Genomic DNA, 19864 nt, shown 5'->3' on the forward strand with positions numbered 1-19864 from the left:
CAGGGCGCACGCAACCGGAGGGTCTCGTCCCGGCGTCACCGACGGGTGGCTGGGTTCACCTTAACCGAAGCATGTGCTCGATCACCCCGCCAGCATCGCCGGGTGATGTGTTGAACACTCCCCGGGTGGCCGAACGGCCCCATTGTCATCAACCTTTTACCCGACCGTTTCCGCGGCCGTTCGGCACGCGATGGGGACGCGGGCGCCCGGGTCTGGCACCATCGCAGGCGTGTTCCCCTCCACCCCGCGTGACAGCGAAGCCTGGGACGACGACGTCTCCCGGGAGATCGCCCGGTCCGCGCCGGGACGGTCGTCGTCCGGTTTCTACGCGGGTGCCCCGGAGAAGGACCCCGGCCCGCCGCGCCGGGAGGCGTCCGAGGACGAGGAGCCCGATGAGGAGATCCCGGTCGCCCCGGTGCGCCGGGAGTTGTCGGTGGCTGTCGCCGGCTTCGCGGCCCTGCTCGGGGTCGGCCTGATCCTCGGCGCGCAGACGTCGGGGCCGGACGCGCGGCTGCCGTACGCGATCGTGATCTTCGGGGTGCAGCTCCTCTACGTCCTGGCCTTCACCATGGCGATCCGGCCGCCCGCGGCCGGGATCGTGGCGGGCGTGTGTGCGGTGGCCGGCGGTTACGCCGACCGGCTGGCGGTGACCACCGAGCCGGTGAGCGTGCTGCCGCTGGTCTTCGTGACCGCGGGCGCCTTCGTGGCGGCCCTGGCCGGCCAGGCGATCCGTGCCGGGGACCGGTCGCGCCTGCGGGACGGCCTCGGTGGCACCTTCCTGATCGTCCTCGGCGTGGTGTCGTTCGCGCTGCTGATCGTGCTCACCCGCGAGCCGGTCGGCACCCAGGCCATCCTGGTGTGCCTGACCGCGGTGGCCCTGTCGCTGCTCGTCGCGCACCTCACCGACGCGGCCTGGCCCAAGCCGCGCATCGCCGCGCAGGTGCCGCGCGGCGCCGCCGGCATCGTCCTCGGCGCGATGCTCGGCACACTCGCCGCGGCCGGGCTGGGCAGCGTGCTGGTGCTGCCCTTCACCCCCGCCAAGGGTGCGCTGCTGGGCTTCGCCGTCGCGGGGATCGCCGGGCTCGTCGACCTCGCGGTGAACTACTCGGAGGCCGGCCGGAGCATGGCGGGTGACGCGCCGACGTTCTGGGTGGCGCGGCACATGCAGGGTCCGCTCGGGGCGTTCTCGCTGACCCTGCCGGCCACGTACGCGCTGACCGTCCTGTTCCTGGGGTAGGGCGTAGGGCGCGCTGGCACTGGGCATATACCGTGCCCCACCGTCGAGGGTCGGACTAGGAGGAACGGGTGACTGAGGCTCACGGATCGGCACGCCCCCGCAAGCGCCGGGGCCGGCGGCTGCTGATCACGTTCCTGGTCCTGCTGCTCCTGATCGCCGGGGCGCTCCTGGTCGCGGACCGGTTCGCCGCGTCGTACGCGGAGCGGGAGATCGGCGACCGGGTGGCCCAGCAGGTCGCCGACCAGAAGGCGACCTCGGATCAGCCCGACGTGACGGTCGAGGGAGTGCCGTTCCTGACCCAGGTGGCCCGCGGGAAGTACCAGGAGATCAAGATCCTGCTCCGGAACTTCGCCGGGCCGGCGGGCAACGGCGAGACCATCAAGATGCCGGTGCTCGACATCCGGGCGAAGGACGTGACCGCGCCGCTGGACACCATCCGCTCCGGCAACGGCGACATCGTGGCGGGCACGGTCACCGGGACCGGGACGATCGCGTACGCCGACCTGGTGGACCTGATCAATCAGGACGGGCTGAAGCTCAGCGAGCGGGACGGCAAGCTGATCGGCACGTCGCCGGTCAAGGCGCTCGGCCAGACCTGGAACGTCTCCGGTACGGCCACGCTCGCGGTCAAGGGCGGCGTGGTGCAGGTGCGCTTCGCCGACGTCACCGCCGACGGCCTGCCGAACGTGCCGCTGGTGCGCGGCCTCATCGACAACTACGTGAAGAGCCTGGCCCTCGACCTCAAGGTGCCGGCGCTGCCGCTGGGCCTGAAGGTGCAGAAGGTCGAGCCCCGGCCCGACGGCCTGGTGGTGACCGCGGGCGCCAGCGACGTGTCGCTCAGCTCCGGCGGGCTGTGACGGCCGGGCTGTGACGGCTGACTCGTTCCCGGATGGTGGTCGGTGGTGTTCCGGGCTGTGGAACCGCTGGTAGGGTCGGATCCCATGAGCCTGTTGCTCACCAAGAGGCGCGCGGTCGACCTGTGCCGCGTGGCCGCCTGCCTGTGTCGCCCTGTCATCTGACGGGGCCATCCGGCTTTTCCTTCGCCCGGCAGTGGCGCCGTACGCAAAGCGTGATCCGTTCCATCGGGTCGGCGCGCGTGCGACCTCTTTTCCTCCCGCGCGTCGACTCACCCCCATCTCTCACCTGACAAGGGAGTAACGCGATGAGTCGCGACACCGCACTCGTCTCTGCCGACTGGGCCGAGAAGAACCTGGATAGCCCGGGTGTCGTCTTCGTCGAGGTCGACGAGGACACCACCGCCTACGACGGCGGGCACATCCCGGGCGCCATCAAGATCGACTGGAAGAAGGACCTGCAGGACCCGGTCCGCCGTGACTTCGTGAACCAGGAGCAGTTCTCCGCGCTCCTCTCCGAGCGGGGCATCAGCAACGACGACACCGTCATCCTGTACGGCGGCAACAACAACTGGTTCGCGGCGTACGCGTACTGGTACTTCAAGCTGTACGGCCACGGCGACGTGAAGCTGCTCGACGGTGGCCGTAAGAAGTGGGAGCTGGACGCCCGGCCGTACACGAAGGACCTGCCGCAGCGTGCCGCGACGCAGTACCAGGCGTCGGCGCCGGACCTGACGATCCGCGCCTTCCGCGACGAGGTCGTGCAGGCCATCGGCGTGCAGAACCTGGTCGACGTGCGCAGCCCCGACGAGTTCGCCGGCCGCCTGCTCGCGCCGGCGCACCTGCCGCAGGAGCAGTCGCAGCGCGCCGGCCACATCCCCACGGCGATCAGCGTGCCGTGGAGCAAGGCCGCGAACGAGGACGGCACGTTCAAGTCGGACGCGGATCTCGCCAAGATCTACGGCGAGGCCGGTCTCGACGGCAGCAAGGACACGATCGCCTACTGCCGCATCGGCGAGCGCTCCTCGCACACGTGGTTCGTGCTCAAGGAGCTGCTCGGGCAGGAGAACGTCAAGAACTACGACGGTTCGTGGACCGAGTACGGCTCGCTCATCGGCGTGCCGATCGCGCTCGGCGACGAGCCCGGAAAGGCGTGACTTCGATGACGACTCCCCACATCGCGGACGGTTGCGCCGCGCCCGACCAGTCGGCTCCCATCCCGGCCAGTGTCGATCTCGAGAAGGAAACCGTCATCACCGGCGTCGTCACCAACGCCGAAGGCGAGAAGGTGGGTGGCGCGTACGTCCGCCTGCTCGACTCGACCGGTGAGTTCACCGCGGAGGTGGTGACGTCCCCCGAGGGAGTCTTCCGCTTCTTCGCGGCCCCGGGCTCGTGGACGCTGCGCGCCCTGTCCCGCCACGGCAACGGCGACCTCGCCGTGGACGCGGCCCGCGGGGTTAACGAGGTCGGCCTCAGCGTCGCCGCCTGACCCACGCTCTGTCGACGGAGGGCGGGATCCGAGAGGGTCCCGCCCTTCGTGCTGTCCCTGGTCGGGCCGTGCGAGCATGGCGCCGTGAAGAAGCGGTGGTGGCTGGTCGCGGTCGTGGCGGCCTGGGCGGTCTTGCTCGCCGGGCTGGCCGTCTGGTCGGTGCGCCACGATCCGCCGACGGTCCCCGAGCAACGGGACATCGCCGACGCCCTGCCCGTGTTCCATCAGGCCGCCGGGGCCGTCATCGCCGCGGCGGACGGCCCGGACCGTGCGGTCGAGATCGGCGCGCTGCGCTTCGACCGGGACTGCGCGTTGACGCCGGTGCGGGACGGGGTCGAAGCGAGCCAGGAGGTCACCGTCCGGGTCCGCGCGGACCAGGCGCCCACCGTGCTGGACTCGATCGCCCGCGCCCTGCCGAAGACGTACGCGCCGGCGATCCGGCACAACGCCGAGAACACCCGGCACGTGCTGCGCGCCGATGCCGGCGAGTTCGTCGGGGTGGACGCCACGGCCGACGACGACTCGACCGTGTTCGCCCTGCGGGTGTCGACCGGATGCCGCCCGCTCGCGGACGGGGCGGACCTGGCTCCGGCGCCCCGGTCGGCGACCGCGCCCCCGGCGGCGTTCACCACGGCGATGAAAGCTCTGGGCGCGAGCGCTCCCGCTACGAGCGTGGAGGTCGCCTGCCCGAACGGGAAGACGGCTGCGACGGTGGTGGCCACCGGCCTGGCCGCGCCGGCGAACCTGGGCGGGACGCTGCGTGACGCCGTGGCGGGCGGGCTGGTGGTGCAGGCGGACCCGCATGCGTGGGCGTACCGGTCCGGCGAGGTGTCGGTGATGGTCAGCGACAGTGCGGGTGTCGCGCGGGTCAGCGCCACCACTTCATGCCGCTGAGAGGCCGCTGGAAAGACCGCTGAGATTGACGAGCGCCGATCCATTTACTTGCGTGAATCAGTGATTTACGATCCTGTAACGCAAGCAATCGCACATATTCCACCATGAGCGCACGCCCTGGCGTCACCCGGAGGCCGCTGTGGATCGTCGTACCTTCCTGGCCGGAACCGTCGCCGCACCCGCCGTCGCGGCCGTCACGAACCTGCTCACCGCGACCGCGGCCGGCGCCGCCGCACCGGGTTACGTGGTCAACCGCGCCCCGCTGCGTCCGGACGCGTTCATCCGGCTGGCACCCGGTCGCACGAAGGCCGCGGGATGGCTCGCCACCCAGCTGCGCTACCAGCTCGGCGGGATCAACGGGCGGATGACCGAGATCTCGCACTTCCTCCGCTACGACAGCACCGGCTGGACCAACCCGGACCTCGGCGGGTGGGAGGAGCTGCCGTACTGGCTCAAGGGCTTCAGCAGCCTCGGCTACGTCACCGGCGACACCCGGGTGATCGCCGAGACGAAGCGCTGGATCGACGGGGTGCTCGGCACCCAGGCCGCCGACGGCTTCTTCGGCCCGCGCGGGCTGCGGACCAGCCTCGGCGGCGGCCCCGACTTCTGGCCGCACATGCCGATGCTGCACGCCGTACGGACGTACCAGGAGTTCACCGGCGACGGCCGGATCCTGCCGTTCCTGACACGCTTCTTCCGCTTCGTCGACGCGCAGAACACCAGCGTCTTCTCGCAGAGCTGGGGCAGCTTCCGGTGGGCGGACACCCTCGAGGTGGTGTTCTGGACCTACAACCGTACGGGCGAGGCGTTCCTGCTCGACCTCGCGCGCAAGATCCACGCGCACTCCGCGAACTACGTGAACAACCTCCCGACGCCGCACAACGTCAACCTCGCGCAGGGCTTCCGGGAGCCCGCGGTCTACTCGGTGCTGTCCGGCGACGCGGCGCACCGGCAGGCCAGCTACCAGGACTACGACGCGATCATGAACGCGTACGGGCAGTTCCCGGGCGGCGGGTTCGCCGGCGACGAGAACGTCCGGCCCGGCTTCGGCGACCCCCGGCAGGGCTTCGAGACGTGCGGGATCGTCGAGTTCATGGCGAGCCACGAGATGCTCGGCCGGATCACCGGCGACCCCGTCTGGGCCGACCGCGTCGAGGACCTCGCGTTCAACTCGCTGCCCGCGGCGCTCGACCAGAAGCACACCGGCATCCACTACATCACCAGCGCGAACAGCATCGCGCTGCTGGACCGCCCCGGCAGCCAGGGGCAGTTCCAGAACGGCTTCGCGATGCAGGCGTACATGCTGGGCATCGACAACTACCGGTGCTGCCCGCACAACTACGGCATGGGCTGGCCGTACTACGTCGAGGAGATGTGGGCGGCGACCCCGGACGCGGGCCTGGTCGCGAACCTGCACGGCCCGTCGCTGGTCACAGCCGAGGTCGCCGACGGTACGGGGATCAGCATCGCCGCCGACACCAGGTATCCGTTCGGCGACACGATCACGTACACGCTCACCACGCCCAAGTCCCTGACCTTCCCGCTGTACCTGCGCATCCCGGCGTGGTGCTCGGCGCCCACGGTCACCGTCAACGGCAACGTGGTGGCGGTCGCGGCCGGCCCGGCGTACGCGAAGATCAGCCGGACCTGGGCGAACGGTGACCGGGTCGTCCTGCGCCTGCCCATGCAGGCGCGTGCCCGGTCCTGGCCCGCGAATCACAACGCGGTGTCGGTGCATCTCGGCCCGCTGACGTTCGCGCCGGCCATCACCGAGAACTGGTCCCGTACGGGCGGCACGGACGCCTGGCCGACCCAGGAGGTGCGCCCGGGCTCGCCGTGGAACTACGGCCTGGACGGCGCGACGGCCTTCGCGGTCACCACCGGGCTGGGCAACGCCGACGACCCGTTCACGCCCGCGAACGCCCCGATCCGGATCACCACGCCGGCGCGGAAGGTGCCGGCGTGGAACGCCGACTCCGACCAGATCGTCACCCCGCTGCAGGACAGCCCGACCCCCTCCACCGAGCCGGTCGAGAACGTCACCCTGATCCCGATGGGCGCGGCCCGGCTGAGGATCACGTCATTCCCGCGGATCGGGGCCGGCAAGCCGTGGGTGCCGCTCGGTGCCGCCTTCCGGATCCAGAACCAGAACAGTGGCAAGGTGCTCGGCGTCGACCAGATGTCCCAGGCGAACAGCGCGCGGGTGGTGCAGTACGCGGACAACGGCACCGCGGACCACCTATGGCAGATCGTCGACAACGGCGACGGGTACGTCCGCATCCGCTGCGTCAACTCCGGCAAGGTCCTCGGCGTCGATCTCATGTCGACGGCCGACTCGGCGCAGGTCGTGCAGTTCGACGACAACGGCACCGCGGACCACCTGTGGCAGATCGTCGACAACGGCACCGGATACGCCCGGATCAGGAACAAGAACTCCGGCAAGGTGCTGGGCGTGGCCGGCATGTCGACCGCGGATTCGGCGAACGTGGTCCAGTTCGGCGACAACGGCACCGCCGACCACAACTGGCGACTGATCCCGGACGGCCGGGTACGGCTGCAGGTCACCCATACGAACAAGGTCCTCGCGATCCAGGACATGTCGCAGGCCGACGGCGCTCAGCTGACCCAGTGGCCGGCCACCGGCACGGCCGACCACGTCTGGCGGTTCGAGGACGCCGGCGACGGCCACTTCCGGATCGTCAGCAACCTCACGGGCAAGTGCGTCGACGTCAGTGGTGTCTCGACGGCCGACGGCGCCCGCGTCGTCCAGTGGAGCTACGCCGGGGGCGCCAACCAGCAGTGGCGGCTCGCGTGGGCCGGGGCGGGCGTGTTCAAGGTGATCGCCCGGCACAGCGGGAAGCTGCTCGAGGTCTCCGGCGGGTCCACGGCGGACGGGGCGATCGTCACCCAGTGGGGCGACCTGAACCTCGCCAACCAGAAGTGGCGGATCATCCCTCAGTAGACGACCGCCTGGGCGCCCTCGCCCGTGATCTCCTCGACGAAGACCGCGGCCCCGGCGATCCGGATCTTCGGCAGCACGTCGTCCGGGCCGATGCCGCGGCGGGCCGCGCACTGCGTGCACAGCGTGACCGTGCCCGCCTCCAGCAGCAGTTCCAGCAGGTCGGGCAGGGGAGCGGCGTGCGGCAGCTCGAACTCGGCCGCCCGGCCGGGCAGGGCGAACCACGCCGACTCGCCGGTGAGCCAGAAGGACACCGGCACGCCGGCGGAGGCCGCCGTGCTCGCCACCGTGAACGCCTGCGAGCAGCGCTCCGGGGCGTCGGCGCCGGCGGTGGTCTTGACGACGAGAAGGCGGGCCATGCCGGTCAGCATAGGATGGCTTGGTCATGGTTACGGAGATCGGGTACGTGAGCCTGCTGGTCGCCGGTATGGGCGGACTGGCCGGCGGTTTGGGCTATCTGGCGATGCGCATTGCAAGGGGACGCTGGTGAGCAGTGAGACGGAGAATCCGCTGGGCCCACCGCCCTGGCTGAACGCCCCGCCGGTCGAGGACTACCCGTACGAGGACACGCACGATCTGCGCCAGGGCCCGGACCTGCACCCGTCGCTGCTCGGGCTGCTGCCGTTCATCGGGTTGTGGCGGGGCCGTGGCCAGGGCGGGTTCCCGCAGCCGGAGGACTACAACTTCGCGCAGGAGCTCCGGATCAGCCACGACGGGCGGCCGTTCCTGGCGTACGAGTCGCGCATCTGGCTGCTCGACGACGACTCGAAGCCGATCGGCATGGGCGACCGCGAGGTGGGCTTCTGGCGCCCGGTGCTCAACGCCGACGGCCGGCCCACCGACGAGATGGAAGCCACGCTGACCACCCAGCACGGCGTCATCGAGCTGTACGAGGGCGAGGCCACCGGCACCCGGCTGGAGATGGCGACGGCCGGCGTCGGGCACACCGCCTCGGGCCTCGCGGTCACCGGCAGCCACCGGCTCTTCGGCATCGTCGAGGGTGCCCTGCTGTACGCCCACGAGATGTCCGCGAGCGGCGAGAAGCTCAAGCCCCACCTGTCGGCCCGGCTCATGCGGGTGGGCGGCTGAAGCCCAGCAGTGCGAGCAGGCGCGGCGTCCACGGCGACGCCGCGCGCGGCCGCCCGTCGAGCGACCGCGCCTCGGCGAGGCCGCGTAACGAGCTGGCCAGCCAGATCGCGTCGACGCCCGGCAGGTCAGCCGCGGTGATCATGCGTTCCTCGGCGCGCAGGCCCACCTCGGCGGCCCGCTCGAGCAGGTGCGCGGCCGTCGTGCCGGGCAAAATGCCCGTCGTGCCGGCCGGGACGGTGCACAGCGTGTCGCCCGCGAGCCAGACCACGTTCGCCGTCGGGCCCTCCAGCGCCCACCCGCCGGCCAGCCACAGCAGGTCGTCGGCCCCCTGCCGGGCCGCCCAGCGCTTGGCCGCCAGGTTCTCGGCGTAGGAGAGGGTCTTGGCCGCCGACAGTGACCACGGCGGCCGCTCGGTGCCCACCTCGTGCGTGATGAGCCTGATCCCCTCCCGGCGTTCCCGCCGGATCGACTCCGGGACCGGCGACAGCGTGGCGAACGAGGTCGAAGGCGTCACCACCAGCCGCAGGGCGCCGTCGTCGTGGGTGACGCCGTCCGCCAGCCGCGCCACCTCCGGCGGGACATCGATGCCCAGCGCCGCGGCGGAGCGATCCAGGCGCGCCAGATGGGCGTCGAGCAGCCAGGGGCCGGTGGGGCGGACGTGCACGGTCTCGAAGACGCCCTCGCCGTAGAGGAGCCCACGGTCGGTGGGGGTCAGCTGCCCTGAGCCCGGAATCACGATGATCGGCACGTTCACGACGCGGAGGGTATCGCCGCGCGAACTATGCTCATACCGTGTCCGCCACATCCCTCGCCGAGATGCTCCGGGAGCGCGGCCTGCGACTGACCCCGCAGCGCCAGCTCATCCTGGAGGCGGTCCACGAGCTCGGCCACGCCACGCCGGAGCAGATTCATCAGACCGTGCGTGAGCGCGCCGCCGGCGTCAACATCACCACCGTCTACCGCACCCTCGAGCTGCTCGAGGACCTGAGCCTCGTCAGCCACACCCACCTGTCGCACGGCTCGCCGACGTACCACCGGGCCGGTGAGGACCAGCACGTCCACCTCGTGTGCCGGACCTGCGGCTCGATCGACGAGGTCGACCCCTCGATCATGGAACCCGTGACGGCCCGGCTGCGCGACGAGCGCGACTTCCGGGTGGACGTCGGCCACGTGTCCCTCTTCGGCGTCTGCGGCGACTGCAAGGAGCCTTCATGACCACGGTCCTCGTCGAGGATCTCCAGCCGGACTCGGCCGACGCCGGCGTGCCGGCCCACCTCGGTGACCCGATGCGGGAGCAGCGCACCCTCGAGACCGCCGTCGGCCTCGTCGACCGGTCTCACCGGGACGTGATCGCCGTGCCGGGCGAGGAGCGGGCGAGCTGGCTGCACACCCTCACCACCCAGCACCTCAGCGACCTGCGCGCCGGCCAGGGCACCGAGCTGCTGGTGCTCTCCCCGCACGGGCACGTCGAGCAGCACGCGCTCGTCGCCGAGGACGGCGGCACCGCCTGGCTGGACACCGAGCCCGGGGCGGGCGAGGGCCTGCTCAAATACCTGGAGTCGATGCGGTTCTTCACCCGCGTCGAGCCCCGGGACGCCTCCGCCGAGGTCGCCGTGCTGTCGCTGGTGGGCCCGGACGCCCCCGCCGCCGTCGCGCGGCTGCTGGACATCGATCTGGCGGCACCCCGCGTCTTCGACGTGCCGGGGCCGAAGTTCGCCGCCGGTTCCGTGCCCGCCGAGCCGACCGCGCTGTACGACGTGCGGCGGTTCGAGGGCGGACTGGCTCGGCGCGGGCGGCTCGGCGTCGACCTGCTCGTGCCCCGCGGCAATCTGTCCGGGGTGCTCGAGCGGCTCGCCGACGTGCCCCGGGCGGGGCTGTGGGCGTACGAGGCGGTGCGGGTGGCTCACCGGATCCCGCGGCTCGGCTGGGAGACCGATCACCGGACCATCCCGTCGGAGGCCGAGTTCGTGGCCCCGGCCGTCCACCTCGACAAGGGCTGCTACCGCGGTCAGGAGACCATCGCCCGGGTGCACCACCTGGGCCGCCCGCCGCGCCGGCTCGTGCTGCTGCACCTGGACGGGGTGGCGACCGACCAGCCGCCGGCCAAGGGGACCCCGGTCACCCTGGACGGGCGGCAGGTGGGCTTCGTCGGCACCGCGGTGCGCCACCACGAGCTCGGCATGGTCGCGCTCGCGGTGCTCAAGCGCAACGTTCCCGACGACGCGCGGCTGACGGTCGCCGAGTCCGCCGCCGCCATCGACGTGGGCTGATCCTCCCCGGGCGGCGGTCCCTGAACGATTCCTCATGGCAGGATCACGGTTATGACCGGGACCCTGATCACCGTCGCGCCCACCGGCGCGGAGAACAACAAGGCGGCCGTACCCGCGCTGCCCGTGACGATCGATGAGCTCGTGGCCACCGCCAAGGAGTGCGAGGCGCTCGGCGCCGCGATCATCCACGTCCACATCCGCGACGACGCGGCCGAGCCGACCCTGGACCAGGGCCGGCTGCGTGAGACGGTCGCCGCCCTGCGGCAGTCCACGGACCTGATCGTCCAGCTCTCCTCGGGCGGCTCGGTCACCGACCCGGAGTCGGACCGGCTCGCCGTGCTCGACGCCGGGCCGGAGATGGCCTCCTGCACGATGGGTACGGTCAACTTCGGCGACAGCGTGTTCATGAACCGCTGGGACTTCATCGTCGACCTGCACACACGGATGCAGGAGCGCGGCATCGTCCCCGAGTACGAGATCTTCGACCTTGGTCAGCTCGCCACGCTGCAACGGCTCCTCGCCCAGCACGGGCTGCCCGCCGGCGGCCATGTCCACGTGGACCTGGTGATGGGCGTGCCGGGCGGGATGCCGGGCACCGCTGAGGCGCTGGTGGCGTGCCACCGCGCGATCCGGGACCTGCCCGAGGGCACCACGTTCTCCGCGACCGGCATCGGCCGCAGCACGATCCCGGTCATGCTGGCGTCGCTGTCGGCGGGCGGGCACCTGCGGGTCGGCATGGAGGACACCACCACGTACGCGAGAGGCCGCGCCGTCGAGTCGAACATGCAGCTCGTGGCCCGGGCGGTCGGGTTCGCGCAGCTCGCCCAGCGCCCGCCGCTGACCACCGCCGAGGCCCGCGAGCTGCTCGGGGTGCCGGCCCGATGATCCTCGCCGAGGTCGTCCGCTCGGGCTTCGTCGAGTGCGTGCACCACGGCTCCGTGGTGGTGCTGGACGCCGCCGGGGCCGTGGTCGCCGCGGCGGGGGACGTGACCGGCCCGGTCTTCCCCCGCTCGTCGAACAAGCCGCTGCAGACCGTGGGCATGCTGCGCTCCGGGCTGCCGGTCGCGGACCCGGCCGACCTCGCGCTGATCAGCGGAAGTCACTTCGGTGAGCCGTTCCACGTCGATCGGGCCCGCTCGATCCTGCGGGCGGCCGGGGTGGGCGAGGAGCACCTGCTCTGCCCCGTCGACCTTCCGCTCTCCGAGAAGGAACGCGACGCCGTGCTCCGCGCCGGCGGCGGCGCCGAGCGCATCTACATGAACTGCTCCGGCAAGCACGCCGGGATGCTGGCCACCTGTGTCGCCAACGGCTGGCCGCTCGACGACTACCGCGACGCCAAGCACCCGCTCCAGGTGGCCGTCGCCGCCGCGGTGACCGACCTGGTCGGCGAGCCGATCGCCGCGACCGGGGTGGACGGCTGCGGCGCGCCGGTCTTCGCCTTCTCGCTGACCGCCCTGGCTCGCGGCTTCCACCGGCTGGTCTCCGCCCCGGACGGGTACGAGCGCCAGGTGGCCGACGCCATCCGGGCGACTCCGGAGCTGGTCGCCGGCACCGGACAGGACGACACCCTGCTCATGCACGGCGTGCCCGGGCTGCTCGCCAAGGGAGGTGCCGAGGGGGTCGTTGCGGTGGCCGTCCCCGGGGTGGGCGCGGTGGCGATCAAGGTGGCCGACGGCGCGATGCGGGCGCGGATGCCCGTACTGGTCTCGGCCCTGCGCCGCCTGGGCGCGGACGCGCCGGTGCTGGACGAGCTGGCCATGGTGCCGGTGCTGGGCGGCGGCGCCCGCGTCGGCGAGGTACGCGCGGTCTGGTGACCCGGTTCACGCTAACTATTGCTAGCGTTTTGCTTGCAACAGCTAGCACCCCCGGCTAGGGTCGTGTCATGGCCACCCCCAAGGACCTGCCGCAGGACATCGGCTCTTTCATCCGAGACCTGCGACAGACCGCGAAGATCTCGCTCCGGCAGCTCGCCGACCGGGCGGGTGTGAGCAACCCGTACCTGAGCCAGATCGAGCGTGGCCTGCGCAAGCCCAGCGCCGAGGTGCTGCAGCAACTCGCCAGCGCGCTGCGGGTGTCGACGCCCGCGATGTACCTGCGCGCCGGCCTGCTCGACGGTGAAGGCCAGCAGGGCGTGCTGGCCGCCATCGCGGTGGACCCCGATCTGACGATCGCGCAGAAGCAGTCGCTGACGCAGATCTACGAGACGTTCCGCAACGAGAACGCACGTCACGCCCCGAAGCCCGAAGCGGCCGCCGACGCCGAGCCCGACCCCGTCCTGGAGGTCGAGGTTCCGGACGAGGACGAGGCGCTCAGGGCCATGATGCGTGACGTCGCCGTCGCCGAGGACGGTGGGGCTCCGCCGCCCGCCACCAAGCCCGAACAGTGACTTGAGGAGAAGACATGCCCGAGCAGACCAAGACCCGTATCCCCGCCCCGCTGTACGCCGCCGCCGGCGCCGGTGACCTGGCCTGGCGGGAGCTGCGCAAGCTGCCCGCCGTGGTGAGCGAGCTCAGCGACCGCGCCGTCGCCTCGCTGAAGATCGCGAACGACGCCGCCGGCACCACCGCCACGTCGCTGAAGGACAAGGCCTCCACGACGGACTTCGACAAGCTCCGCAACGAGGCCACCTCCGGCGCCCTCGCCTTCGCGCAGGTGGCGCAGGAGCGCGCCCTCGCGGTCTACACCTCGCTCGTCGCTCGTGGTGAGCGCGTCGTCGGCACCGGCGTCATCGAGGCCGCCGACGTGGTCAACGCCGACATGGTCACCACCGAGGAGCCGAAGGCCGTCGAGGCCGCCGAGGCCGCGACGCCGGCCCCGAAGCCGCGCAAGCGCGCCTCCCGCCCGATCGCCTCCTGACCCGGTCGACACGGCTGTGATGATCCGCGGGCCCCGGTGCAAGCCGGGGCCCGCGGCATAGACTCTCTGCCATGGTCTCCAGCGCGCCGCTGTTCTTCCACGAAGTCAGGTTCTACATCGACGTGCTCGTGGTCATCGCCTCGATGATCGTGCAAGCGGTGGCCTTCATTCACTGCGTCACTCAGCGAGGAGACGGCTTCCAGGCGATCGGCACGCTGCCGAAGGGCGCCTGGCTCGCCATCCTCGCAGTCTGCATGGCACTGACGCTGCTGTTCGGCGCCACCGGCCTGTTCGGCCTGATCGGCGTCGCGGCCGCCCTGATCTACCTGCTCGACGTCCGTCCCGGCCTGCGTGACCTCTCGGACGGCAAGGGCTTCTGGTGAGACTCCGCCGGCCGCCCCCTCCCGCCGGCGGCCCGCGGACCCCGGGCCCGGGCCCGACCGGCCCCCGAGCCGGGCGGCCCACCCTGCCGGCCCCGCCCACCGAGCTCATCGACACCCCGCACGGCGTACGCCTCGAGCAGCTCGTCACCGGCGTCGGCGACCCGGTGACCGTCTTCGCCCACGGCCTCGCCGGCGACCTGGCCGGCACCCGGCCGCTGGGCAGCGCGGTGTCCGGCCGGCGGGTGTTCTTCCACTTCCGGGGCCACGGCCGCTCCGACGCGCCCTCAGCGCCGTGGACCTTCGCCGACCTGGCCGCGGACCTGCGCGCCGTCGCCGACCACGCCGGCGCCACCCGGGCGCTCGGGGTCAGCATGGGCGCCGGTGCCCTCTGCCGGCTGCTCGCCGACGACCCGGGCCGGTTCGAGCGCATCGTGTGCTACCTGCCCGCGCCGCTGGACGGCGTACGGCCCCGGGCGGCCGAGGAGCGGCTCGACCGCCTCATCGCCGCGGTCGAGTCCGGCGAGGCGGCCGCGGTGGCGGCGGCGGTCGAGCCCGAGCTGCCCCCGTCGGTGCGCAACACGCCCGCCGGCTGGAGCTTCCTGCGGCAGCGCGTCGAGCAGCTGCTGCGCGACGGGCTTGCGCCGCAGCTGGAGACGTTGTGGCGGACTCCCGCCGTTGCGGATGTCGGCGTGCTCCGGGCGTACCGTGGAAAAGCGCTGGTGATCGGCTGCGTGGGCGACGAGCTGCATCCGGCAGCGTGGGCGGAGCGCCTGGCCGGGCTGCTGCCCGGCGCGCAGCTGCACGTCTACGACCGGCCGGCGGTGCTCTGGACGCAGCGCGGCGAGCTGCGCGCGCGGATCTCCTCGTTCCTGAACGAGAAATAGCCTGCCGCGTCAGCTCGTGAGGTTCTGCACCCGGTACTTCCGGTCACTACCGACGCCGGCCTTGTCGTAGGCGAAGTAGTCGACCTCGAGGTGGTAGCCCTTCGCGAGACCCGCCACGCCGGTGACCTTCCACTTGCCGGCCGAGTCCGCCTTGACGTACTTCACGGCGGCCTGCGGGATGTTCGGGTTGTCGAAGTTGTACTTGACCCACTTGTTGGTCGAGAAGTTGTAGTACCAGTCCGTCGTGCTGTTCCACTTGAAGAGCTGCACGCCGACCACGTCCAGGCCGCTCTGCGCGTCCTTGGCGGTGCCCTGGATCGTCTTCCACGAGGAAGCCTTCGACGGGCTGGCCGGCACCGTCAGTGTGGCGGTGGGCTTGAACGTGTCGGCCTTCAGCGTGTACGTGCCCGCCGGCTTCGTGACCTTGCCCTGCGGGCTCTCCAGCGTGACTGTGGCGGAGTGCACGCCGGAGGCGCCCCACGTGTAGTAGTGCTGGACCACCGTGTTGGCCCGGTTCACCAAGCTGGTCTCGCCGTCGCCCCAGTTGACCCACACCCGGGTCGTGTTGCGCGGGACACCGGCGAGCTGGAGCGTGGCCTCGTGGCCGCCGGCCGTCCAGGTCCAGTTCCAGGTGGGGTTGAACGCGAACGTCGTGGCCGCCACCGTGACGCTCGCGCCGGTGAGGGTGCCGGCGGTGGAGGCGCCGTCGTCGGCGATCGTCACGGCGACCGTGAACGTGCCGCTGGCCGAGTACGTGTGCTGCACGCTGTCCGAGCCGCTCTCCAGCGTCGACGAGCTGCCGTCGCCCCAGGTCACCGTGACGGTGGGGGCGGTGTCGGGGGTGCTGTCCTCGAACGCCGTCTGGGTCAGCGTGACCTGCTGGCCGGGCGCGATCGCCGTGGTGTCGAGGCTGTAGGTGCCCGTACCCGCGGCCCAGGCCGGCGAGCCGAGCAGGGCGGCCCCGGCCACCGTGCCGGCTCCGAGGGCGAGGGTCAGCATCGCGGCGAGACCGCGCGATCGTCCGGTGTTCATTGGTCTCCCCGTGAAAGTGGTCGCAGTGAATGCGAGCCGGTGGACAGTACCGGGTCCGGACTCGGCTGATCAAGCCGGTGAGCGGCGGATTCCCCGATGTATCGGCGTACGCCGTAACCTTTTGGCCGCTCGACCGGTGTTCAGGGCGTGCGGCTATCCCCCAGATCAGTCTTTTTCGGCATCGTGGCCTTCGGTCTCCCGTTCGCCGTCGCCGCCGGCTGGACGCTCGGTACGCCCGGCACCGCACCGCCGCCGGTGAGCGCGCCGGACGGGGCGGGGGCCTTCGGCACCGCACCCCTCAGGGCGACCACCCCGGCGTCCGGTTCCATCACCGACTGGGTACCCCGCGCCACCGAGCCGGTCTCCGTGGTGGAGTCCGTCGCCCCGAGCGCGCCGAGTGTCGCGCCGAGTTCCGGCGTACCGTCGTCATCCGCCTCCGGGTCCGCGACGCCGACACTGACCATGCCGCCGGTGCCGACGCCCACGTCGATCGTCGATCCGCCGTCGAGCCCCGCCGCGACGGAGACCTCGGACGCCGGCCCGGAACCCTCCGGCCTCGCGGGTGACGGGCTTTTCCGCAGGCCCTAAGCTCGCGAACCGTGGGAGAGACTCAGCACGGTCCAGGCGGAGCGGTCCGCGATTTCCTCACCGGTGCGGGACTGCTCGGCCGCGGGCTCGGCCTCGTGCTGAGCAGCCCCCGGCTGCTCGCCCTGGGCCTGGTGCCCGCGATCATCGCCGGCCTGCTGTACTGCGCCGCGGTGTTCACCCTCGTCGCCTTGGTCGGCGACCTGGCGTCGGCGGTCACCTGGTTCGCCGACGACTGGTCCACGCTGTGGCGCGACCTCATCCGGCTGCTGGCCGGCGCCGCCGTGCTCGGGCTCGGCGGCCTGCTCCTGGTGCTGACGTTCACCGCGGTGACGCTGCTGATCGGCGACCCGTTCTACGAGAAGATCTCCGGCCTGGTCGAGCGGCGCTACGGCGGCGTACCGGACGAGGTGGAGGTGCCGCTGCTCGCCTCGCTCGGCCGCAGCCTGCGCGACTCGCTGCGGCTGATCGGCCTGTCGATCCTGCTCGGCATCCCGCTCTTCGTGGCCGGCTTCATCCCGGTCGTGGGCCAGACGGTGGTGCCGGTGGTCGGCGGTGCGGTCGGCGGCTGGCTGCTCGCCGTGGAACTGACCGGGGTGCCGTTCCAGCGGCGCGGCAAGCGGCTGCGGGACCGGCGGGCGGCGCTGCGCGCGCGGCGGCCACTCGCGCTGGGCTTCGGCGTGGCGGTGTTCGCGTGCTTCCTCATCCCGCTGGGCGCCGTACTGCTCATGCCGGCGGCGGTGGCGGGCGGCGCTCTGCTGTCGCGCAAGGTGCTCGGCCTGCCCACGGAAGTCATCACGACCGCCTCGCTGTAGCGGTCAGGCGGAGGCGCGGACCACCAGCTCGGTCGGCAGGACCACGACGGAGGGGACGTCCGTACGCTCGTCGACCAGCCCCAGCATCTGGCGGGCCATGGTCCGGCCCATGTCGACGATCGGCTGGCGGACGGTGGTCAGCGGCGGGTCGCTGAGCCGGCTGATCTCGAAGTCGTCGAAGCCGATCACCGACACGTCCTCCGGCACGCGCCGCCCCGCGTCCTTGAGGGCCTGCAGCGCCCCGTGGGCCATCATGTCCGAGGCCACGAAGACCGCGTCCAGCTGCGGGTCGTCGGCGAGCAGGCGGCGCATCGCCTGGATGCCGGAGTCGCGGGTGAAGTCGCCCACCGCCACGTGTTCGGCCAGCCCGGCCTCGTCCAGCGCGGTCCGGTAGCCGGTCAGCCGGTCGATGCCCGCCACCATGTCCTGCGGCCCGGCGATCGTGGCGATCCGGCGGCGTCCGAGGGCGAGCAGGCGGCGTACGGCCACCGCCACCCCGCCGATGTGGTCCACGTCGACGTAGGGCACCGGCAGCTCGGCCGGCGTCATCGGGCGGCCGCTGCACACCACCGGGATGCCCAGCCGGGCCAGCGTGCCGGGCAGCGGGTCGGCGCCGTGCATGGAGGCGAACATGACGCCGTCCACGTGCCCGGCCATCGCGTAGCGCTCGACCCGGTCGTGGCTGGCCGTCGAGCCCGCCATCATCAGGACGAGCTGCTTGTCGGCGGCCTCCAGCTCCATGCTGACGCCGCGGATGATGGCCGGGAAGAACATGTCGTCCGAGAAGACCCGGCTGGCCGTCTCCGGCAGGATCAGCGCTATCGACTCGGTGCGCTGGGTCACCAGGCTGCGCGCCGCCTGGTTGGGTACGTACCCGAGTTCATCGACGGCCTGGTTGACGGCGTCGCGGATCGCGACCGCGACCGTGGTCGAGCCGTTCACGACGCGAGAAACGGTCGCGCGCGAGACACCGGCTCGTCTGGCCACCGCCTCGAGTGTCGGCCGCTCCCGCGTCACCATCAGCTCACTCCCCGATCCGGGCCCGGTCGGTCAGACCGTTGCGCCGGATCACCTCCCGATACCATTCGGCGCTGTCCTTCAGGACCCGCTGCTGCGTGGTGTAGTCCACGTGCACGATCCCGAAGCGCATCTTGTAGCCCTCGGCCCATTCGAAATTGTCCATCAACGACCATGCGAAGTATCCCCGAAGGTCAACGCCGTGGGAAATGGCCTCCAGGCACGCGCGCAGATGACCGTCGAGATAGTCGATCCGGTCGCTGTCGTGGACCGCGCCGGTGCCGTCCGACGGGCCGTCCGGGTAGGCCGCGCCGTTCTCCGTGATCATCATCGGTACGCCGTAGTCGGCGTGGATGCGGTCCAGCAGCCTGGTCAGGGCCGCCGGCTCGATCTGCCAGCCGATGTCGGTGATCGGGCCGACCGGCGCCCGGAAGGCGATGCCCTCGGTTCCCGGGTTCTCCGGCGAGGCGGGCTGGCCGGGCTTCGCCGACACGTACGTGGGGGTGTAGAAGTTGATCCCCAGCACGTCGATCGGGGCGTTGATGATCGCCTCGTCGCCCTCGCGGATGTGGCTCAGGTCGGTGAAGCGCGCCATGTGCTCGCGCATGTCCTCCGGGTACGCCCCGCGCAGCAGCGGGTCGAGGAAGATCCGGTTGTGCAGCCCGTCGACGATCCGCGCGGCGGCGGCGTCGGCCGGGTTCTGCGGGTCGAGGGGCGACACGGCGGCCGGGTTCAGCGTGATGCTGACGCTCTGCGCGCCGGCCGAGCGCAGCGCCCGCGCGGCCAGCCCGTGCCCGAGCAGCAGGTGGTGGACGACCCGGAACGCCGCGGCCGGGTCCTGGACGCCGGGGGCGTGCCGGCCGCTGCCGTAGCCGAGGTATGCCGAGCACCACGGCTCGTTGAGGGTGGTCCAGGTGCGGACCCGGTCGCCGAGGCGGGCGTGCACGATGGCCGCGTACTCGGCGAAGGCCTCGGCGGTCTCCCGGACGGTCCAGCCGCCGCGGTCCTGCAGCGTCTGCGGCAGGTCCCAGTGGTACAGCGTGACGACCGGGTTGATGCCCTTGCCGATGAGCTCGTCGGTGAGCCGGTCGTAGAAGTCCAGGCCGCGGGTGTTGACCGGGCCGGTGCCGTCGGGCTGGATGCGCGGCCAGGCGACCGAGTACCGGTACGACCCCAGCCCCAGGTCCGCCATCATCGCCACGTCCTCGACGTAGCGGTGGTAGTGGTCGCAGGCGACGTCGCCGGTGTGGCCGGAGTACACGCGTCCCGGCGTACGGGAGAAGGTGTCCCAGATGGACGGGCCCCGGCCGTCCTCGCGGACCGCTCCCTCGATCTGGTACGACGCCGTCGCGGCTCCCCAGATGAAGCCGTCCGGGAAGTGGACCCCCGATGCCAGTGGTTCGCCGCTCGATTCCACCTCGACGGTTGCCGTCATGCCCTCACCGCTCCCTGCGTGAATGCTGTCGGGACGACCGCGGCCGCCCGAACTTAACCGGTACA

General features: G+C 71.8%; 24 protein-coding genes. 18 read left to right on the forward strand and 6 right to left on the reverse strand.

All coding sequences use genetic code 11. The features are described 5' to 3' along the window. The first annotated feature begins 229 nt into the window (after positions 1-229). The 7 genes from AB0368_RS21050 to AB0368_RS21080 all read left to right on the forward strand — a co-directional run bounded on the left by AB0368_RS21050 (position 230) and on the right by AB0368_RS21080 (position 7436). On the forward strand, positions 230-1237 hold the full coding sequence (locus tag AB0368_RS21050) for a hypothetical protein (RefSeq protein WP_366155601.1): 1008 nt from the start codon (positions 230-232) through the stop codon (positions 1235-1237). A gap of 68 nt (positions 1238-1305) precedes the next feature. After that, entirely contained in the window at positions 1306-2094 is a 789-nt protein-coding gene (locus AB0368_RS21055; RefSeq protein ID WP_366155602.1) for a DUF2993 domain-containing protein, read from the forward strand. Between the two features lie 84 nt (positions 2095-2178). Further along, positions 2179-2256: an Ms5788A family Cys-rich leader peptide gene (locus tag AB0368_RS21060; RefSeq protein ID WP_311772860.1), complete on the forward strand. Its 78-nt coding sequence runs from the start codon at positions 2179-2181 to the stop codon at positions 2254-2256. A gap of 143 nt (positions 2257-2399) precedes the next feature. Next, entirely contained in the window at positions 2400-3248 is an 849-nt protein-coding gene (locus tag AB0368_RS21065; protein ID WP_366155603.1) for a sulfurtransferase, read from the forward strand. A gap of 5 nt (positions 3249-3253) precedes the next feature. Beyond that, positions 3254-3580, forward strand: a complete 327-nt coding sequence (locus AB0368_RS21070; RefSeq protein WP_366155604.1) for a DUF1416 domain-containing protein — start codon at positions 3254-3256, stop codon at positions 3578-3580. Between the two features lie 84 nt (positions 3581-3664). Next, positions 3665-4474: a hypothetical protein gene (locus tag AB0368_RS21075; protein ID WP_366155605.1), complete on the forward strand. Its 810-nt coding sequence runs from the start codon at positions 3665-3667 to the stop codon at positions 4472-4474. A gap of 139 nt (positions 4475-4613) precedes the next feature. After that, on the forward strand, positions 4614-7436 hold the full coding sequence (locus AB0368_RS21080; RefSeq protein WP_366155606.1) for an RICIN domain-containing protein: 2823 nt from the start codon (positions 4614-4616) through the stop codon (positions 7434-7436). On the opposite strand, the gene AB0368_RS21085 is transcribed toward AB0368_RS21080, so the two are convergent. Then, on the reverse strand, positions 7430-7804 hold the full coding sequence (locus AB0368_RS21085) for a DsrE family protein (RefSeq protein WP_366155607.1): 375 nt from the start codon (positions 7802-7804) through the stop codon (positions 7430-7432). The genes AB0368_RS21080 and AB0368_RS21085 overlap by 7 nt on opposite strands. 14 nt (positions 7805-7818) lie before the next feature. Here AB0368_RS21085 and mtfM point away from each other — a divergent pair, with 14 nt between their 5' ends. Both mtfM and AB0368_RS21095 read left to right on the forward strand, forming a co-directional pair. Continuing rightward, entirely contained in the window at positions 7819-7923 is a 105-nt protein-coding gene (gene mtfM, locus AB0368_RS21090) for a small membrane protein MtfM (RefSeq protein ID WP_268245086.1), read from the forward strand. Then, entirely contained in the window at positions 7920-8522 is a 603-nt protein-coding gene (locus tag AB0368_RS21095; RefSeq protein ID WP_366155608.1) for an FABP family protein, read from the forward strand. The genes mtfM and AB0368_RS21095 overlap by 4 nt, the downstream gene beginning before the upstream one ends. Here AB0368_RS21095 and AB0368_RS21100 read toward each other — a convergent pair. Beyond that, positions 8503-9276, reverse strand: coding sequence for an aminotransferase class IV (locus AB0368_RS21100; protein ID WP_366155609.1), 774 nt, complete (start codon positions 9274-9276; stop codon positions 8503-8505). The genes AB0368_RS21095 and AB0368_RS21100 overlap by 20 nt on opposite strands. A gap of 62 nt (positions 9277-9338) precedes the next feature. Here AB0368_RS21100 and AB0368_RS21105 point away from each other — a divergent pair, with 62 nt between their 5' ends. The 8 genes from AB0368_RS21105 to AB0368_RS21140 all read left to right on the forward strand — a co-directional run bounded on the left by AB0368_RS21105 (position 9339) and on the right by AB0368_RS21140 (position 14915). Beyond that, positions 9339-9737, forward strand: coding sequence for a Fur family transcriptional regulator (locus AB0368_RS21105; RefSeq protein ID WP_366155846.1), 399 nt, complete (start codon positions 9339-9341; stop codon positions 9735-9737). Next, positions 9734-10792 carry a folate-binding protein gene (locus AB0368_RS21110; RefSeq protein ID WP_366155610.1) on the forward strand — a complete coding sequence of 353 codons (1059 nt, stop codon included), beginning with the start codon at positions 9734-9736 and terminating at the stop codon, positions 10790-10792. Before AB0368_RS21105 ends, AB0368_RS21110 begins: the two co-directional genes overlap by 4 nt. A 51-nt stretch (positions 10793-10843) precedes the next feature. Continuing rightward, positions 10844-11677 (forward strand): 3-keto-5-aminohexanoate cleavage protein, encoded by an 834-nt coding sequence (locus AB0368_RS21115; RefSeq protein ID WP_366155611.1) that lies wholly within the window; start codon positions 10844-10846, stop codon positions 11675-11677. Next, positions 11674-12606, forward strand: a complete 933-nt coding sequence (locus AB0368_RS21120) for an asparaginase (protein WP_366155612.1) — start codon at positions 11674-11676, stop codon at positions 12604-12606. The genes AB0368_RS21115 and AB0368_RS21120 overlap by 4 nt, the downstream gene beginning before the upstream one ends. Before the next feature lie 68 nt (positions 12607-12674). Then, positions 12675-13178, forward strand: coding sequence for a helix-turn-helix domain-containing protein (locus tag AB0368_RS21125; RefSeq protein ID WP_366155613.1), 504 nt, complete (start codon positions 12675-12677; stop codon positions 13176-13178). Positions 13179-13192: 14 nt separating this feature from the next. Further along, a complete protein-coding gene (locus tag AB0368_RS21130) occupies positions 13193-13648 on the forward strand; it encodes a hypothetical protein (RefSeq protein ID WP_366155614.1) in 456 nt (151 codons plus the stop codon). Between the two features lie 71 nt (positions 13649-13719). Next, entirely contained in the window at positions 13720-14031 is a 312-nt protein-coding gene (locus AB0368_RS21135) for a DUF2516 family protein (RefSeq protein ID WP_366155615.1), read from the forward strand. Then, positions 14025-14915 carry an alpha/beta fold hydrolase gene (locus AB0368_RS21140; protein WP_366155847.1) on the forward strand — a complete coding sequence of 297 codons (891 nt, stop codon included), beginning with the start codon at positions 14025-14027 and terminating at the stop codon, positions 14913-14915. Before AB0368_RS21135 ends, AB0368_RS21140 begins: the two co-directional genes overlap by 7 nt. Before the next feature lie 9 nt (positions 14916-14924). On the opposite strand, the gene AB0368_RS21145 is transcribed toward AB0368_RS21140, so the two are convergent. Next, entirely contained in the window at positions 14925-15947 is a 1023-nt protein-coding gene (locus AB0368_RS21145) for a PKD domain-containing protein (RefSeq protein ID WP_366155616.1), read from the reverse strand. 140 nt (positions 15948-16087) lie between these two features. Then, complete coding sequence (locus tag AB0368_RS21150) at positions 16088-16432, reverse strand: hypothetical protein (RefSeq protein ID WP_366155617.1); 345 nt, start codon at positions 16430-16432, stop codon at positions 16088-16090. Positions 16433-16546: 114 nt separating this feature from the next. Between AB0368_RS21150 and AB0368_RS21155 the strand changes: the two genes are divergently transcribed. Then, a complete protein-coding gene (locus tag AB0368_RS21155) occupies positions 16547-17347 on the forward strand; it encodes an EI24 domain-containing protein (protein WP_366155618.1) in 801 nt (266 codons plus the stop codon). Positions 17348-17350: 3 nt separating this feature from the next. Here AB0368_RS21155 and AB0368_RS21160 read toward each other — a convergent pair whose 3' ends face one another. Further along, complete coding sequence (locus AB0368_RS21160; RefSeq protein ID WP_366155619.1) at positions 17351-18367, reverse strand: LacI family DNA-binding transcriptional regulator; 1017 nt, start codon at positions 18365-18367, stop codon at positions 17351-17353. A gap of 4 nt (positions 18368-18371) precedes the next feature. Then, complete coding sequence (locus AB0368_RS21165) at positions 18372-19799, reverse strand: GH1 family beta-glucosidase (RefSeq protein WP_366155620.1); 1428 nt, start codon at positions 19797-19799, stop codon at positions 18372-18374. Positions 19800-19864: the final 65 nt, after the last annotated feature.

It is taken from the genome of Actinoplanes sp. NPDC051475 (assembly GCF_040689425.1).
Classification (GTDB): Bacteria; Actinomycetota; Actinomycetes; order Mycobacteriales; family Micromonosporaceae; genus Actinoplanes.

Excerpts from the sequence above, each read along its gene's own strand:
- AB0368_RS21145 (WP_366155616.1), bottom strand. The coding sequence starts at position 15,947 with ATGAACACCGGACGATCGCGCGGTCTCGCCGCGATGCTGACCCTCGCC.
- AB0368_RS21085 (WP_366155607.1), bottom strand. The coding sequence starts at position 7,804 with ATGCTGACCGGCATGGCCCGCCTTCTCGTCGTCAAGACCACCGCCGGC.
- AB0368_RS21115 (WP_366155611.1), top strand. The coding sequence starts at position 10,844 with ATGACCGGGACCCTGATCACCGTCGCGCCCACCGGCGCGGAGAACAAC.
- AB0368_RS21065 (WP_366155603.1), top strand. The coding sequence starts at position 2,400 with ATGAGTCGCGACACCGCACTCGTCTCTGCCGACTGGGCCGAGAAGAAC.
- AB0368_RS21120 (WP_366155612.1), top strand. The coding sequence starts at position 11,674 with ATGATCCTCGCCGAGGTCGTCCGCTCGGGCTTCGTCGAGTGCGTGCAC.
- AB0368_RS21135 (WP_366155615.1), top strand. The coding sequence starts at position 13,720 with ATGGTCTCCAGCGCGCCGCTGTTCTTCCACGAAGTCAGGTTCTACATC.
- mtfM (WP_268245086.1), top strand. The coding sequence starts at position 7,819 with ATGGTTACGGAGATCGGGTACGTGAGCCTGCTGGTCGCCGGTATGGGC.
- AB0368_RS21160 (WP_366155619.1), bottom strand. The coding sequence starts at position 18,367 with ATGGTGACGCGGGAGCGGCCGACACTCGAGGCGGTGGCCAGACGAGCC.
- AB0368_RS21060 (WP_311772860.1), top strand. The coding sequence starts at position 2,179 with ATGAGCCTGTTGCTCACCAAGAGGCGCGCGGTCGACCTGTGCCGCGTG.
- AB0368_RS21130 (WP_366155614.1), top strand. The coding sequence starts at position 13,193 with ATGCCCGAGCAGACCAAGACCCGTATCCCCGCCCCGCTGTACGCCGCC.
- AB0368_RS21165 (WP_366155620.1), bottom strand. The coding sequence starts at position 19,799 with ATGACGGCAACCGTCGAGGTGGAATCGAGCGGCGAACCACTGGCATCG.
- AB0368_RS21125 (WP_366155613.1), top strand. The coding sequence starts at position 12,675 with ATGGCCACCCCCAAGGACCTGCCGCAGGACATCGGCTCTTTCATCCGA.
- AB0368_RS21110 (WP_366155610.1), top strand. The coding sequence starts at position 9,734 with ATGACCACGGTCCTCGTCGAGGATCTCCAGCCGGACTCGGCCGACGCC.
- AB0368_RS21070 (WP_366155604.1), top strand. The coding sequence starts at position 3,254 with ATGACGACTCCCCACATCGCGGACGGTTGCGCCGCGCCCGACCAGTCG.
- AB0368_RS21105 (WP_366155846.1), top strand. The coding sequence starts at position 9,339 with ATGCTCCGGGAGCGCGGCCTGCGACTGACCCCGCAGCGCCAGCTCATC.